The sequence below is a fragment of the Amycolatopsis sp. NPDC001319 genome (assembly GCF_042896185.1).
Lineage (GTDB): Bacteria > Actinomycetota > Actinomycetes > Mycobacteriales > Pseudonocardiaceae > Amycolatopsis.
Genome location: NZ_JBIAWY010000002.1, coordinates 388,998 through 403,325, shown reverse-complemented (window position 1 = coordinate 403,325; position 14,328 = coordinate 388,998). Strand labels below are relative to the sequence as shown.

Sequence of the window (14,328 nt, the reverse complement as noted above, 5' to 3'; positions counted from 1 at the left end):
CCCGGTAAGCATCCGCCAGACGCCGACGCCGGCTGACGGGTCAGGACTCGGTGACCTTCCCGTCCGCCACGTCGAAGCGCCGGGTGACCGAGACGGCGTCGAGCATGCGGCGGTCGTGGGTGACGAGCAGCAGTGTGCCGGGGTAGCGGTCCAAAGCGGACTCGAGCTGTTCGATCGCGGGCAGGTCGAGGTGGTTGGTGGGTTCGTCGAGTACGAGCAGGTTCACCCCGCGCGCCTGCAGCAACGCCAGCGCCGCGCGGGTGCGCTCGCCCGGGGAGAGCGTGGCTGCGGGGCGCAGCACGTGCGCGGCTTTGAGGCCGAACTTGGCGAGCAGGGTGCGGACCTCGGCGTCGGGCAGCTCCGGGACCTCGCGCGCGAACGCGTCGGCCAGCGGGACGTCGTCGAGGAACAGCCGGCGCGCCTGGTCGACCTCGCCGACGACGACGCCGGATCCGAGCGCGGCGCTGCCCTCGTCGAGCGGCAGCCGGCCGAGCAGAGCCGCCAGCAAAGTGGACTTGCCCGCGCCGTTGGCGCCCGTGATGGCGACCTTGTCCGCCCAGTCCACCTGCAGGTCGACGGGACCGAGCGTGAACGGCCCGCGGTGCACGACGGCACCGCGGAGCGTGGCGATGACCGCACCCGCGCGCGGGGCCGCCGCGATCTCCATGCGCAGCTCCCACTCCTTGCGCGGCTCGTCCACCACCTCCAGGCGCTCGATCATGCGCTCGGTCTGGCGCGCCTTCGACGCCTGCTTCTCCGTGGCCTCACTGCGGAACTTGCGGCCGACCTTGTCGTTGTCGGTCTGCTTGCGCCGCGCGTTCTTGACGCCCTTCTCCATCCACGAGCGCTGCATCTGCCCGCGCGCCTCCAGCGCCGAGCGGGTGGCGGCGTACTCCTCGTAGTCCTCGCGCGCGTGGCGGCGCGCGACGGCGCGTTCCTCCAAATAGGACTCGTAGCCGCCGCCGAACGTGTTCACCTGCTGCTGCGCGAGATCCAGCTCCACGACGCGGTCCACGGTGCGCGCGAGGAACTCGCGGTCGTGGCTCACGAGCACCGTGCCGGCGCGCAGTCCCGTGACGAACCGCTCGAGGCGGGTGAGGCCGTCGAGGTCGAGGTCGTTGGTGGGCTCGTCGAGCAGGAAGATGTCGTACCGGCTCAGCAGCAGCGACGCGAGCCCGGCGCGCGCGGCCTGCCCACCGGAGAGCGAGACCATCGGCTGGTCGAGGTCGACGGCCAGCCCCAGCTCCGCCGCCACCTCGCCCGCGCGGTCGTCGAGGTCGGCGCCGCCGAGGGCGAGCCAGCGGTCGAGCGCCGTGCCGTACGTGTCTTCGGCACCCGCCAAGCCCTCCGTCAACGCTTCGGTGGCGGCGTCGAGCTCACGCTGCGCTTTCGCGACCCCGGTGCGGCGCGCGAGGAACTGCCGCACCGACTCCCCCGGCCGCCGCTCGGGCTCCTGCGGGAGGTGACCGACGGTGGCCGTCGGCGGATTCAGCCGGACCTCCCCCGACTCGGGCGGCTGCAGGCCCGCGAGGGTGCGCAGCAGCGTGGACTTGCCGGCGCCGTTGACGCCGACCAGCCCGACGACGTCGCCGGGAGCGACGACCAGGTCGAGGCCGGAGAACAGGATGCGGTCGCCGTGGCCGGAGGCCAGGCCCTTCGCGACGAGTGTTGCGCTCATTTCCCCGCTGATTCTACGGGTGGCGCTTCCGGCCGACGACGCGCTCCCAGTGTGTCGAGTGTCGTCCCCGTCACTGAACGTGGGTAGCCTGGGCGGGTTACGTACCACGGAGCAGTGAGGTCGGTGAAAGCGATGGCGGAACCCGCCACGTCGGTCACGCTCGGCCAGCGCGCGAAGCAGCGGGAACCCCGCTCGGTGGCGCCGCGGCCGACGGTCAGCAGGCGCCGCGAGGTGAGCCACGCGAGTGCCCGGTCCCTGTTGATGACCGTGCTGGGCGAGTACGTGCTGCCCCGCGACCGTCCCGTGTGGACGTCCATGCTCGTCGAAGCGCTGGGCATGCTGGACATCGAGGAGAAGTCGGCGCGCCAGGCCCTCGCGCGCTCCGCCGCCGAGGGCTGGCTGGTGTCCGAACGCGTCGGGCGGCGCGTGCGCTGGTCGCTCACGCCGCCGGGCCGCCGCCTGCTCACCGAAGGCGCGGACCGGATCTACGCGTTCGGGCGCGAGGCCGTCGCGTGGGAAGGCCGCTGGCTGATGCTGATCGTGTCGGTGCCCGAGGCCAAACGCGACCTGCGCCACCGCCTGCGCACGCGCCTGACGTGGGCCGGGTTCGGCTCGCCCGTCGCGGGCGTGTGGGTGAGCCCCGACCCGAGCCGGCAGCACGAAGCGCAGCAGATCGTGGCGGAGCTGCAGCTCGACGCCCAGGCGATGTCGTTCACGGCCGCGTACGGCGAGGTCGGCGAGCAGGAGAGCATGGTCGAGCGGTCGTGGGACCTCTCGGAGCTGACCGACCGCTACGAGGACTTCATCGACCGCTTCACCGGCCTGCGCCCCGCGGGCGACCCGGCCGTCCTGCGCGCGCAGACCGAGCTGGTGCACGAATGGCGGCGCTTCCCGTTCCTCGACCCGCGGCTGCCGGCCGAGCTGCTGCCCGCCGAGTGGAGCGGCCGCAAGGCGAGCGAGCTGTTCCACCGCAAGCACGTGGAATGGCGGCCCACGGCCCAGGCGTACTGGGACAAGCTGCTGGACAACGAGGAGAACGCGTGACCCGGCTCGACCGCGAAGACGGCCTGGCGGTGCTGACGATCGACGCCCCGCCGCTCAACCTCTACACCGCTTCGCGGCAACGCGACCTGCTCGAAGCCATCACCGATCTCGAAGCCCGGCCGGCGCGGGCGTTGCTCATCCGAGCCGAGGGCCGCGTGGTCAGCGGCGGTGTGGACGTCACGCTCTTCGACGCCCAGGGCTCGCCGGCCGAGGCGAAGGTGTTCTTCGACGAGCTGCTCAGGGTGCCCGACCGCATCGCCGCGCTGCCGTTCCCCACGGTGTTCGCCGCGCACGGCCTGTGCCTCACCTGGGCGTTCGAGGTGGCCGTGGCGTGCGACCTGCTGCTGGCCGCTTCGCGCGCGAAGTTCGGGCTCGTGGAGAAGGTGGTGGGCCTGACGCCGACGATGGGCGGCACCCAGCGCCTCGCCGCCCGCGCCGGAGTGGCGCGGGCCAAGGAGTTCGTGTTCACCGGCGACACCTACCCGGCCGAGACGCTCGAACGCTGGAACGTGGTGAACCGCGTGCTGCCCGACGAGGGCTTCGACGCCGCGGCGCGCGAGTTCACCGCCCGCCTCGCCGCCGGCCCCACGCAGGCGCACGCGGCCACCAAACGGGTGCTGGCCCACTTCGAGCACGGCGGCGTGCCCGAGGCCAACGCCCACGTCACCTCGATCGCCGCCGAGCTGTTCGACACCGAGGACCTGCGCGGCGCGGTGAAGTCGTTCCTCGCCGACGGACCCGGCAAGGCGAGCTTCACCGGCCGCTGAGCCCTCAGCGCGGCAGTTGCCCCACCCGGTCGACGATCCCGTAGCCGACGACGGCGCCCTGCGTGGTCCCGAGGTAGGTGTAGGTCGTCGCGTCGAAGACCAGGGTCACGTCGTGGCCGGGCCAGGTGATGCCGACGCCCGGGCGGCCCGCCGCGTCGCTCACGTGGTCCACGGCCTGCAGGCCCGGCACCTTCGCGGCGGCGTCGAACAGCGCGGCCTTGGTCCGCGGCGGCAGGTAGGCCTCGCCGACGAGCATCTGCACGTCCTTGCCCATGGCGTTCGCGTCGCCGCTGGTGTTCTTGTTCAGGTAGCTGAACATCGCGTCGGTGGTGGTCGGCAGGTCGGTCCGGTAGGCCGGCATCACGACACACGGCTCTTCGGTGCCGTTGGCGGCCGGATTGTTCGCGCCCTCGACGCGGTACTTGCCGTCGACGCACGCCGGCAACGGGAAGGCCTGGCCGTCCTGCTTGACGTAGCCGTCGTGCTTGCCGTCGGCGGAGATCCAGGCTTCGCGGTCGCTGTACGCGTACTGGGTCTTGACGTACACGAACTGGTCGGGCCGCGGTGGGGCGTCGGGCAGCTTGAGCGCCTCGGCCGCGGCGCCGTGCAGCACGCGCACGGGGTCGGCGGCCGCTCGCGGCGGCGTCAGCGGGCCGTCGCCGGTGGGCGCGAACGAGACGACGGCGGTGATGGCCGCGGCGAGCCCCACTGTCGCGGCGCCGGCCTGCCACAGGCGTTTCCCGGTCTTGCGGCTGCGCTCGCTCGCGACGGGAACGCCGCGAGCAGTTGCGGCTGGAGGCGAACAAAAGCGCACGCAAGAACGTCCCGTTTTTGGACGTGACGTTCAGCGTTCAGAAGTCGGTGACGGTGCTGCACGCGTCGTTCGAGGCGCAGCAGGTTCAGGCTGAACGGACGGCTGAACGTCTCACCGCTGCGCTCGGGGCGGCGGCCGGTGCGGGCAGCGCGGACCCGGGGGAGCTGGCCGAGCTGTCGCGGCGCCGGGACGACGCCAGGGTGGCGGCGGCGTCGTGGCGGGCGCACCGCGACGCGGTCGAGGACGAGATCTGGGCCGGGAACCGCGCGGCACTTGACTACCTGTCCGAGCACGCCGGCTACTCCCGGGTCGGGCACCACGGCGGCACCGCCGGTCGGTTCCTTGACGCGCATGACTGGGTGATCGCGTCGTTTTTCCAGCACGACTCGAGCAATCACGACCCGCAGCTACACATCCACAACCCGATCCTCAACCGCGTGCAGGGCTCCGACGGCAAGTGGCGCACGCTGGACTCGAAGGCGATCCACAAGTTCCGGGGCGCCGCCGCGGCGGTCGGGGAGCGCACGACCGAGGAGCACCTGGCGCAGTCGCTGGGCCTGCGCGTGGCCACGCGCCCGGACGGGACGGCCCGCGAGATCGTGGGTATGGACCAGCGGGCGATGGACCTGTTCAGCTTTCGCCGGCGCGCGGTGACAAAGAAGACCGCCGCGCTAGTGGAGGCGTTCGAGATGCGGTTCCGCCGGGAGCCGAACTCGCTGGAGCTGGACCGGCTGCAGCGACAGGCCACGCTGCAGAACGACGAGCGCTACCTCGACGCCGAGGAGGACGCCGCGTTCCTGGCGATCATGCACGCCAACCGCGACGACCTGGCCGCCGCCCTCACCAACCTGATCGCACGGCCGAACACCGACGGCCCGAATTGGCCGACCGTCGAAACCGACGACGTGCCGGTGTCCAAGCCGATCCCCGTGCTGACGCAGCCGGCACGGCAGGACGACTCGCGGACGCTTGAACAGGAGTTCGCCGACGCGATAGGCGACATGTCCCCCGCGACCTGCACATAATCGCCAGCGCCGACGCCTACGGCGCCCTCAAGCACAAGGTGCTCGACCGCTGCCAGGCGACCGGCGAAACCCAGACCCGGGTGCTGGCCAGCGTCAGCTCCGACGACCGCGCCTTCGTCGGCCGCGCCGACAACCCGGCCGCGTTCCTCACCAGCCGCATCTACCTCTGATCCCCGACACGACCAGCGATCGCCGAACACGATGCCCACCGGCGACTGCCGTGAGCTGATCAGCCGGATTCAGCACATCCAATCTGCCCTCAACGCCGGCGTCGCGATCCGCCTGGGCCAGTGGGCCGCGCTCGGTGACTGGCAGAGCCTGTCCGCCGCCGGCCGCGCCCACGCCGGTACCCGGGCCCTCGCCGAACTCGACAAGGTCATCGAGCACCTCGTGATGCTGCGCCACCGCCTCGCCCAGCAACTCGGCCCGCAGACCTGCCCGCCCGACGACCACCGCGAGAGGAGGTGCGCCCGATGAACTGCGACCCCGCCAACGGCGACGGCCACTGCTTCGTGAAATCCAACGTGGACCCGGCGGTCTGGGTCTGCTGCAAATCCGATTGCGGCGCCACCGAGCAGCGCTGACCAGGAAAGACGGTCGGGCCAGGGACTAGCTGGCCCGACCGGCCCCGACTCTACCCAGGTCGGAGGCAGGCAGGCGACCACCGCCACCACGAACACCTTCTCCATTGACGCAGAGGACACCGACACGGACCTCAACCACGAAGCCCGCGAACAGCTCCGCGACGCCGGCATCACCCCCGCCGAGTGGGCGCGGCGCAACTTCCAGACCGAGCATTGGCACGACGATGAGTGCGGCTGCACCGATGACCGCTGCATCGGCTACCACCACGACGAGGACGACGACTGCGGATGCCTGCCCGTGCTTCTAGACCAGGAAGGCGACCTCTGATGGCGGCCCGCAAGTGCCGCACGGCGTCGGCGCGCAGCCGCACCGCGACACACCGGCCGGCCACCCGGCGCCGCCGGTTCCGCCTCAACGACCTGGCCGCGGTCGACCAGGTCGACGGCTTCGGCAACACAGTCTCGCCGCCGGTCGGCACATGGGTCGACACCCGGCTACGCGCCAGCCTGGACATCACCGAAGCAATCGCCTAATCCGGTCGCGACGACGCAGCAACAACGGAAGGGGACTCCCACTACCGGTGGAAGTCCCCTTCTTCGGTTCGCCCTGTCCTAGGGTGGGACTTTTTCGACGCGGTCGGGGCGAGAGTCCGTGGCTTGGCTCCTAATACGACGGCGACCAGGGCCCCGGCGACCATGCAGGCGCCGACGACCCACAGTCCGGCGCGCTGGGTGCCGGTCAGATCGCGCAGCCAACCGGTGACATAGGGGGCGGCGAAGCCGCTGATGTTGCCGAGTGAGTTGATGAGCGCGATCCCGCCGGCGGCCGCGGTGCCCGAGAGGAAGTTCGACGGAAGTGTCCAGAACGTCGGCAGCGCGCAGCAGACGCCGACGGCGCAGATGGTCACCGCGACCATCGCGGCGTAGGGGTTGCCGAGGTACAACGCGATGGGAATCGCGACACCGCCGAGGATCATGGGCAGCGCCACGTGCCATTTCCGCTCGCCGGTGCGATCGCCGTGCCGCGCCCAGAACACCATGACGACGGCCGCGATCACGTACGGGATCGCGGTGACAAGGCCGGACTGAGTCACCGAGAGCTTCGTGCCGAACTGTGCGCCGAAACCCGAGACGATGGTGGGCAGGAAGAAGCCCAGCGCGAACAATCCGTAAGTGATCCCGAAGTACACGAACGCGAGCGCCAGGATCCGGGGATGGGTGAGTGCCTTCTTCAGTGGCCAGTGGTGCTCGGCTTCGGTGGCCCGGCGCTCCGCGGCGATCTCGTCGGAGAGCCACGCGCGCTCGTCCTCGGTGAGCCACTTGGCCTTCTCCGGCCGGTCGGTGAGGTAGAACCAGGTGGCGAACGCGAGCAGGATCGCAGGGATGCCCTCCACGAGGAACATGAACCGCCAGCCGGTGAGACCGAAGACACCGTCGCCGTGCGCGATGAGCAGGCTCGAGACGGTCGAGCCGATGGCCGAGGAGACGGGGATCGCCGCCATGAACAATGCGACTGCTTTCGCGCGTTGTGCTGCTGGGAACCAGTAGGTCAGGTACAGGATGATGCCCGGGAAAAAGCCCGCTTCGGCGACGCCGAGTAGGAACCGCAGGATGATTAGCGTTGTCGCGTTGGGTACGAAGGCCAGCACGGTTGCGACCACACCCCAGGTGATCATGATTCGGGCGAGCCAGCGGCGCGCGCCGAAGCGGTGCAGTGCGAGGTTGCTCGGGACTTCCAGGATCAGGTACCCCAGGAAGAAGATGCCCGATGCGAACCCGAACGCGGTGGAGGTGAGCCCAAGTTCCTTGTTCATTCCGTTCGGTCCAGCGAAACCGGTGTTCACACGGTCGAGGTAGTTGACGAAGTACAACAGAGCCAGGAACGGCATGACCCGGATGGCGACCTTTGCGAGGACGCGATTGCCGGGTGTGGACCTCTGCGTTGGCATGGACGGCATCCAAGTACACAAAACTATCGCCATCATGTGGCTTTGGTCACTCCGTTCTGCTCTTGAGGGGGAGGAGGCGATCCTGCCGGCGGTGACCGGGCGCCGCTTGTGGGTGATCACCCGGCCCGTCCGTCACGATCGAGATGCCCGTGCTGCGGCAATCACGGCCGCGGTCGGGCGCCCCGGTCACGAGCCGCTGATGTTCCGGAGTTCGCCGGTGTTGGTGAGGTCGTAGCTGCCCAGGGCGGTGATGGCGGTGCGGACGGTGGGGGCCCAATCAGGCACGACTTGTCGTAGAAAACGGCTGAATCCCATTCGGGCACCGCCGGGCTTCTACACTCGACCTCCAGGTGACGGAAGGACGGGGATGGCCGAGGTGAACGGTCGCCGAGCGACGGCGGGGCGGCTGCGCACGCGCGAGGTCGACGACGCGGTGCTGAAGGCGACCATCCGGCGACTCGTCGAAGATGGCTACCCGGGCATGTCCCTGGCGAAGGTCGCGGCGGACGCCGGGACGACCCGACCGAGATGATCGAGAAGCGCAGGCCCGTTGCGTCCGTGAGTGACCTGTCGCCACCTCGCCGACCTCCCCGAGGGCTATCACGCCGTGTCAAAGGGGCAGTTCGGCCGGCAGGCTCCAGACCGGACGGAAGTGCCCCCTCGACACGACGTGATCGGGCTACGCCAGGTCGACGAGATGGTCAAGAGGCCACCCACTTGTAGGTGGAGACCTACAAAGGGCGACTCACGCTGAGTAGTTTAGCCTGCATAGCTTCAATTACTTTTGTCCCTTTTCGGCCAGCCTCATGCGTACTGTCAGTGACCTAGGACTCGCGCGCAGCGATCTCCTCCGCGCTCACGGGGTCCCTCGGTACGCCATACGCAGCCCGGCCCTTCAGGAAATGGACGGTGTCCCGAGCGACGTCGGCCACGTGATCCGCCTCTTCCATCTCCTTCCAGAGCGCGCGAATCTCAGGCGATGCCCAGGCCACAAGCCGCGCTTCCATGTCGACGTGTTCCTCGCCGGTGATCTCAGTTTCTGCCGGCGGGTAGTCGCTCATCTCCGGCCAGAAGTTGTAGTTCTCAGGGCGGAGCCGCGCCAGCTTGAGCAGGTACTTGACCGCGTCCTCGTACACCACAAATCGCCGCTCGGAGACGATCTGTTGGCGGTGGCCAATCAGGTTCGTTTCGGACAGCCGTCGCGCATGCCTGAACCCGGCGACCGCCACAAACGCCGTCCCCAAGACGCCGACCAGCGTTGCTGTTGCCGAGACAGCCGCGCCCTGAACCTGCGCGTTCAAAGACGCGACCCACGACACGAGGCTGGTAGTCACAGTCGAGTTCACTGCGGGAATCTTAAGAGTGTGTCTCATTTGGTGAGTTTCTTGTAGCAGGTGAGGGTGGCAGCGAGGGTGAGGAAGGCGCGGAAGTGGTTGGCGTGGCGGTCATATCGGATGGTCAGTCGGTGGTAGCCGAAGAGCCAGGCGATGGATCGTTCGATGGCCCAGCGGTGTTTGCCGAGTTTCTTGCTGGTCTCGATGCCTGTGCGGGCGATGCGCGCGGCGATGCCGCGGTCGCGGACCCGGTCCCGCGGGTCGGCCTGGTCGTAGGCCTTGTCGGCGTGCAGCTTGCCGGGTTTGCGGCGGCGGGGTCCGCGCCGGGACCTGATCGACGGGATCGCCATGACCAGAGGTGTGAGGGCGGAGGAGTCGTGGGTGTTGGCGGCGAGTACCGCGCCCGCCAGGGGCAGGCCGGCGCGGTCGGACAGAACATGGGTCTTCGATTCGGGGCTTGCCGCGGTCGACCGGGTTGGGCCGGTCATGGGTCCCCTTTTTTCGCGCGCACCGATGCTCCGTCCAGGACTGCCCGGGACCAGTCGATCTCGCCTTGACTACCCAGTTCGTCCAGGACAGCCCGGTGCAGCCGGGGCCATAGACCGGCTTTGGTCCATTCGGTGAACCGGCGATGCGCGGTCGGCACCGTGACCCCGAACGACGGTGGCAGCATTCGCCACGCGCACCCTCGTCCGGCACCAACCGCCGGGACAACGCATCGACCACGGCACACGATCATGTACCACCAGCCACAAGATCCATACGAGGCACGCTCTTGAGTGTTGTTTTATCGGCGAGTGCTACCGGGACGCCCAGCTCGTCGATCACAGCGAAATGAGAAGCCCTGTCCTGCCTCAAAAACCGGGGCAGGACAGGGCGTAATCCGTTGCTACTGCGTGATACCCACCGAAGCGTTCAGCAGGCTGCTGTTCGCGTCGTCCCCTTCCAGGGAGAACATCATCACGCCCCCGAGGTTCTGGTCGTGGACGAACTGGAGTTTGTAGGAGATCGATTGCGGAGTTTCGACGCTCCACCAGTTGGTGCCGTCGTAGGCCCAGGTGCTCTTGGAAGCCCCGTCCATCCAGTAGCCGTTGAGCTTACCGGCGTCCTTGAGCTCCTTGTAGAAGGCGACGCCCGGTTGCTGGGAGAGCGGGAAGGCCGGTGACGGGGCGGTGGCCGGTTGGTAGAGGCCGTGTTGACCGCCGTCGGGGACGCCGGACCAGCCGCGCGCGTAGAACGGGATGCCGATGGACAGTTTCGACGCCGGGAAGCCGCCGAGGGTGACGTAGCGGTACACGGTGTCGGAAACGTCCAGTCCTTGCGCGAAGGCCGGGTTGCCTTGCGCGTTGGTCAGCGGCGCGTTGAAGTTGGTCGGCCCGGTGCCTTCCCAGGCACCGTGCATGTCATACGTCATCACGTCGGCCATGTCGAGCACGCCCGAGAGCTGGGGCAGCGGCAGCTTGGCGATGTCGGTCGGCCCGGCGGGCAGGGCGGCGGTGATGCTGTAGTGCTTGCCGCCCAGGGCGTCGAGCTGCGTACGGAACTCCTGGAGCAGCGCGGCGTAGTTGGCCGTGTCCGCGTCGCTGAAGTGGTTGCCCGCGTGGCCGTCGCCGCTGGCTGGGAACTCCCAGTCGATGTCGAACCCGTCGAAGATCCCCGCGGCGGCACCTTGGCCGCCGGCCGGGCTGCCGTCGAGCACCGGCAGGTTGCCCTTGATGTAGAGGTCGATGCACGAGCTCACGAACTTCTTGCGCGAGGCGTCGGTGGCCGCCACGTCGGAGAAGTACTTCGAGTACGTCCAGCCGCCCAGCGAGAGCAGCACTTTCAGGTTCGGGTGCTTCGCCTTGAGTTGCTTGAGCTGGTTGAAGTTGCCCTTCAACGGCTGGTCCCAGGCGTCGGTGGAGCCGTCGACGCTATTGTCGGCGTTGAACCCGACCTGGTAGTCGGCCCAGGCGTCAGAGGCGCCGTCGTTGCCGGTCGTGTCGCTCTCGTCCGACGAGCCGGCCTTGTTCGCCGCGAAACACGTGAGGTTGACCGGGTCGATGTTTTCGAACGCATAGTTCAGCGTGGTCAGCTTCCCGGCGGCACCTCGCGTGTCGAGGTCTTTGAGCGGGAAGTTGTTGGCGTAGATCGACCAGCTGGTGTAGTACGCAGTGCGTGACGCCGGCTGGGGAGCGCTGTCCGCGGACGAGGGGATGGCCAGCAGCTCGTCATGATCGGGGTCGGTGGGCACGGTGGGCGGATTGTTGGGGTCCGGAACCGCGAGACCGCCCTGAGCGAACTCCCACATCGCCAGCACAGCGCCGTTGTACATGGGGCCGGAGGTGATGCTTTGGCCATTGGACCAGGCGGTGTTGCCCACGACGAACGGCGTCTGGAAGGTGTTGTCACACGTTTGCACGCAGACGAAGATCGGGCCTCCACTGTTACCCGGGCTGCCGACGCAAAACGACGAGAGCCAGGTCTCAAGGCCGTTCGTGGTGACCTTTTCCGCGCCGGGGTCGGTGCACTCCGTCAGCCCGGGCTGTCCCGCGTCCCCGCTCTGGTAGCCGAACACATCGGCGACGAACTCGTCTTCCACGTTGTTCGGGCGCATCGTGGCGAGGGCTCCGACGGCGTCCACGAGGCGCTGGCCGGCGGGATTCGGGTCGATGTTGATGAAGGCGAAGTCGCGTGAGATGTCGATGTTCTGCTGCGCGATCTCGGCGTCGTTGAGGCCCGACCACATCCCGTCACCGGCGAAGCCACCCCACGGACCTGTGGGCACGTTGTTCACCGCGTCCCAGGAAACGCCGTATTCGGGGATGAAGAAGGTGTTCTGGGACCAGCCGTGTGCGTCCTTGACGCAATGGGCGGCGGTCTGGATGAGGCCGGCGTTCTGGCCCGGGCTGATCGAGAATGCCGTGCAGATGTTTGCGTTTCCGGCGCTGTCCTCGAACAGCAGAAGACCGATCTTTGACCTCAGGCCCGCGAATAGATCGTCATCGCCTTCCTGGGCCGGGACTTGAACGGCGGCACTCTTCACTGTCGTCCCGCTCGGCACATCCGCCAGGAACTTCCTGGCCTGTGGGTTCGTGGCCTTGGCCGACAGAAGGCCCTGCACGACGTCGGGGTGGGCGGCCAACACCTTCTTCTCCCGCTGCGGCGTCCAGTATGCGGTGAGCGCGGCCGCGCGCGACGGATAGTGATCGGCGTTCGTGACGCGAGACTTCGCCGGCGCATGGGCCGGTGCCTGGCTCGGTGTCGCCGCCTGGGCGTGCGCAATGGCCGGTACGGCGGCGTCGAGGCTTAGGCAGGCGACCAGCACCACCAGCAGTTTCCGTAGGGGTCTTCTACCCCTTCTCGAAGAGCGCATGAGAGAACCTTTCGTTGTGAGCATGTGGTTGGGACCAGCGAGCGGGGTGAATAGTAGGGCCGGGTGATCGATCGTGGCCGTAACAACGATCAAGCTGTGGTCCGGTAGTCCGGCAACATTGCCCGTTGGAGCTGAGTGCTGCGTCACGCCCGTTTTGGACGACTCCGCATTTCCGAGGGCCGAGAGATACGAGCATGACCGGCGCCGGTTTCCCGCACGGTGTCCAAACCCGGCTGGCTGACTGTTAGGCCGTTGGGGGACATCGGAACGAGGCCAACGCTGAGCGGTAGAGATCGGCTGCCCGCAGTGCGGGCGAGCTGCGAGATCACGTGTAACAGACCACGCATTGGCTGGGCGATCGCAGATCCATATCACTCTGGCCAGCGGGTTCCAGGCTTATACTGCAACGGCAGTTGGTGGTGTTGTGGTAGATCATCGTGGTGGTGGTCGATGTGGCGATGGATCAGCTGGACCGGGTGCATGAGCGGGGCCGGTTCGCGCGTTCTGAGCCGCGTAATCGTGCGCGGGAGTATGTGTCCGGGCTGGTCGCGGGTTTGGAGCGGACGAACGGATGGACGCTGGCCGAGCAGGCCGGTGAGGTGTCGCCGGATGGGATGCAGCGGTTGCTGCGCTGGGCGGACTGGGACATCGACGGTGTTCGTGACGACGTTCGCGACTACGTGGTCGAGCATCTGGGTGAGCCGGGTGGGGTGCTGATCGTGGACGACACCGGGTTCCTGAAGAAAGGCACGATGTCGGCCGGGGTGCAGCGGCAGTATTCGGGCACTGCCGGGCGGATCGAGAACTGTCAGATCGGTACGTTCCTGGCCTATGCCTCCGAGCGTGGGCATGCGCTGATCGACCGCGAGCTGTATCTGCCCGAGCCCTGGATCGCCGACCCCGCCCGGTGCCGGCGGGCGGGGATCCCGGAAGGGACCGGGTTCGAGACCAAGCCGCGCCAGGCCATGGCGATGCTGGCGCGGGCGTTCGCCACAAAGGTGCCCTTCGGGTGGATCACCGCTGACGAAGCCTACGGTCAGGTCAAATACCTGCGGTTGTGGCTGGAAGCACACGACGCCGCACACGTGCTGGCCACCAAGGTCAACGACACCCTGGTCACCACCGGCGGTCGCGAAGCCAGAGCCGACCAGCTGATCGCTAGCCTGCCTGCCCGGGCGTGGCGGAGGCTGTCGGTCGGGGCCGGGGCGCACGGGCCGCGCGAGTACGACTGGGCGCGAGTGCCGATCCGGATCGGCTGGCCGCCCGGGCGCGGACACTGGCTGCTCGCCCGCCGCTCACTCTCGGATCCGTCCGAGATCGCCTACTACGTCTGCTATGGACCCCGCCGCTCGACGCTGCTGGACCTGGCCTGGATCGCCGGCACCCGCTGGCGGATCGAGGAATGCTTCCAGCAGGCCAAGAACGAAGCCGGACTCGATCACTACCAGGTCCGGTCCTGGCGGGCCTGGTATGCCCACATCACCCTGTCCATGCTCGCCCACGCCTGGCTCGCCGTCTCCCGATCCCTTGCCATAAAAGGGGAACCGGTACCACCGAGCCAGGCATGATCGGATTCACGATACCGGAAATCCGGCGCCTGCTCACCAAGCTGGTCTTGCGCGTCACCAACGCCGCCGACCACATCTGGGCATGGTCCCGCTTCCGCCGCCGACGACAACACCAAGCACGGCTCAGCCACTACAAACGACGCGGCTACCCACTCACCTAACTGCCGTTGCAGTACTAGTTCGGGGTAACTAGTGTCCTGAGTCGGTAGT

At 68.3% G+C, this 14,328-nt stretch carries 13 protein-coding genes and 1 pseudogene; 8 read left to right on the top strand and 6 right to left on the bottom strand.

The genetic code is table 11. The features are described from left to right. Window positions 1–40: 40 nt before the first annotated feature. Window positions 41–1,678: an ABC-F family ATP-binding cassette domain-containing protein gene (locus ACFY1H_RS07650; RefSeq protein ID WP_386945339.1), complete on the bottom strand. Its 1,638-nt coding sequence runs from the start codon at window positions 1,676–1,678 to the stop codon at window positions 41–43. A 132-nt stretch (window positions 1,679–1,810) separates the two neighbouring features. Here ACFY1H_RS07650 and ACFY1H_RS07645 point away from each other — a divergent pair, with 132 nt between their 5' ends. Next, window positions 1,811–2,722: a PaaX family transcriptional regulator C-terminal domain-containing protein gene (locus ACFY1H_RS07645; protein WP_366576373.1), complete on the top strand. Its 912-nt coding sequence runs from the start codon at window positions 1,811–1,813 to the stop codon at window positions 2,720–2,722. Then, entirely contained in the window at window positions 2,719–3,489 is a 771-nt protein-coding gene (locus tag ACFY1H_RS07640) for an enoyl-CoA hydratase/isomerase family protein (protein WP_386945337.1), read from the top strand. The genes ACFY1H_RS07645 and ACFY1H_RS07640 overlap by 4 nt, the downstream gene beginning before the upstream one ends. Before the next feature lie 4 nt (window positions 3,490–3,493). On the opposite strand, the gene ACFY1H_RS07635 is transcribed toward ACFY1H_RS07640, so the two are convergent. Then, complete coding sequence (locus ACFY1H_RS07635) at window positions 3,494–4,303, bottom strand: CU044_5270 family protein (RefSeq protein ID WP_366576376.1); 810 nt, start codon at window positions 4,301–4,303, stop codon at window positions 3,494–3,496. A 23-nt stretch (window positions 4,304–4,326) separates the two neighbouring features. Here ACFY1H_RS07635 and mobF point away from each other — a divergent pair, with 23 nt between their 5' ends. From mobF to ACFY1H_RS07615, 4 genes are all read left to right on the top strand, one after another. After that, window positions 4,327–5,328, top strand: coding sequence for a MobF family relaxase (gene mobF / locus ACFY1H_RS07630; protein WP_386945334.1), 1,002 nt, complete (start codon window positions 4,327–4,329; stop codon window positions 5,326–5,328). A 38-nt stretch (window positions 5,329–5,366) separates the two neighbouring features. After that, a complete protein-coding gene (locus ACFY1H_RS07625; protein ID WP_366576379.1) occupies window positions 5,367–5,498 on the top strand; it encodes a hypothetical protein in 132 nt (43 codons plus the stop codon). 31 nt (window positions 5,499–5,529) lie between these two features. Beyond that, window positions 5,530–5,805, top strand: a complete 276-nt coding sequence (locus ACFY1H_RS07620) for a hypothetical protein (protein ID WP_386945332.1) — start codon at window positions 5,530–5,532, stop codon at window positions 5,803–5,805. Window positions 5,806–6,239: 434 nt separating this feature from the next. After that, window positions 6,240–6,446: a hypothetical protein gene (locus ACFY1H_RS07615; protein WP_386945330.1), complete on the top strand. Its 207-nt coding sequence runs from the start codon at window positions 6,240–6,242 to the stop codon at window positions 6,444–6,446. Window positions 6,447–6,487: 41 nt separating this feature from the next. Here ACFY1H_RS07615 and ACFY1H_RS07610 read toward each other — a convergent pair whose 3' ends face one another. Beyond that, window positions 6,488–7,861, bottom strand: coding sequence for an MFS transporter (locus ACFY1H_RS07610; protein ID WP_366576988.1), 1,374 nt, complete (start codon window positions 7,859–7,861; stop codon window positions 6,488–6,490). A gap of 367 nt (window positions 7,862–8,228) precedes the next feature. Between ACFY1H_RS07610 and ACFY1H_RS07605 the strand changes: the two genes are divergently transcribed. Continuing rightward, the gene (locus ACFY1H_RS07605; RefSeq protein ID WP_366576385.1) at window positions 8,229–8,393 is read left to right on the top strand and encodes a hypothetical protein; all 165 of its coding nucleotides are present in this window, start codon (window positions 8,229–8,231) and stop codon (window positions 8,391–8,393) included. Window positions 8,394–8,685: 292 nt separating this feature from the next. Here ACFY1H_RS07605 and ACFY1H_RS07600 read toward each other — a convergent pair whose 3' ends face one another. From ACFY1H_RS07600 to ACFY1H_RS07590, 3 genes and pseudogenes are all read right to left on the bottom strand, one after another. Further along, window positions 8,686–9,207, bottom strand: a complete 522-nt coding sequence (locus tag ACFY1H_RS07600) for a hypothetical protein (RefSeq protein ID WP_386945327.1) — start codon at window positions 9,205–9,207, stop codon at window positions 8,686–8,688. 23 nt (window positions 9,208–9,230) lie between these two features. After that, window positions 9,231–9,883: pseudogene (locus ACFY1H_RS07595) on the bottom strand (IS5 family transposase); the annotation flags it as partial. Window positions 9,884–10,084: 201 nt separating this feature from the next. Beyond that, window positions 10,085–12,505 (bottom strand): glycosyl hydrolase family 18 protein, encoded by a 2,421-nt coding sequence (locus tag ACFY1H_RS07590; RefSeq protein WP_386945325.1) that lies wholly within the window; start codon window positions 12,503–12,505, stop codon window positions 10,085–10,087. Between the two features lie 485 nt (window positions 12,506–12,990). On the opposite strand from ACFY1H_RS07590, the gene ACFY1H_RS07585 reads away from it, so the two are divergent. Next, entirely contained in the window at window positions 12,991–14,118 is a 1,128-nt protein-coding gene (locus ACFY1H_RS07585; RefSeq protein ID WP_386945941.1) for an IS701 family transposase, read from the top strand. The last annotated feature ends 210 nt before the right edge of the window (window positions 14,119–14,328 follow it).

Coding starts and splice junctions, on each gene's coding strand:
- ACFY1H_RS07610 (WP_366576988.1), bottom strand. CDS start 7,861: ATGCCAACGCAGAGGTCCACACCCGGCAATCGCGTCCTCGCAAAGGTC.
- ACFY1H_RS07650 (WP_386945339.1), bottom strand. CDS start 1,678: ATGAGCGCAACACTCGTCGCGAAGGGCCTGGCCTCCGGCCACGGCGAC.
- ACFY1H_RS07620 (WP_386945332.1), top strand. CDS start 5,530: ATGCCCACCGGCGACTGCCGTGAGCTGATCAGCCGGATTCAGCACATC.
- ACFY1H_RS07605 (WP_366576385.1), top strand. CDS start 8,229: ATGGCCGAGGTGAACGGTCGCCGAGCGACGGCGGGGCGGCTGCGCACG.
- ACFY1H_RS07615 (WP_386945330.1), top strand. CDS start 6,240: ATGGCGGCCCGCAAGTGCCGCACGGCGTCGGCGCGCAGCCGCACCGCG.
- ACFY1H_RS07645 (WP_366576373.1), top strand. CDS start 1,811: ATGGCGGAACCCGCCACGTCGGTCACGCTCGGCCAGCGCGCGAAGCAG.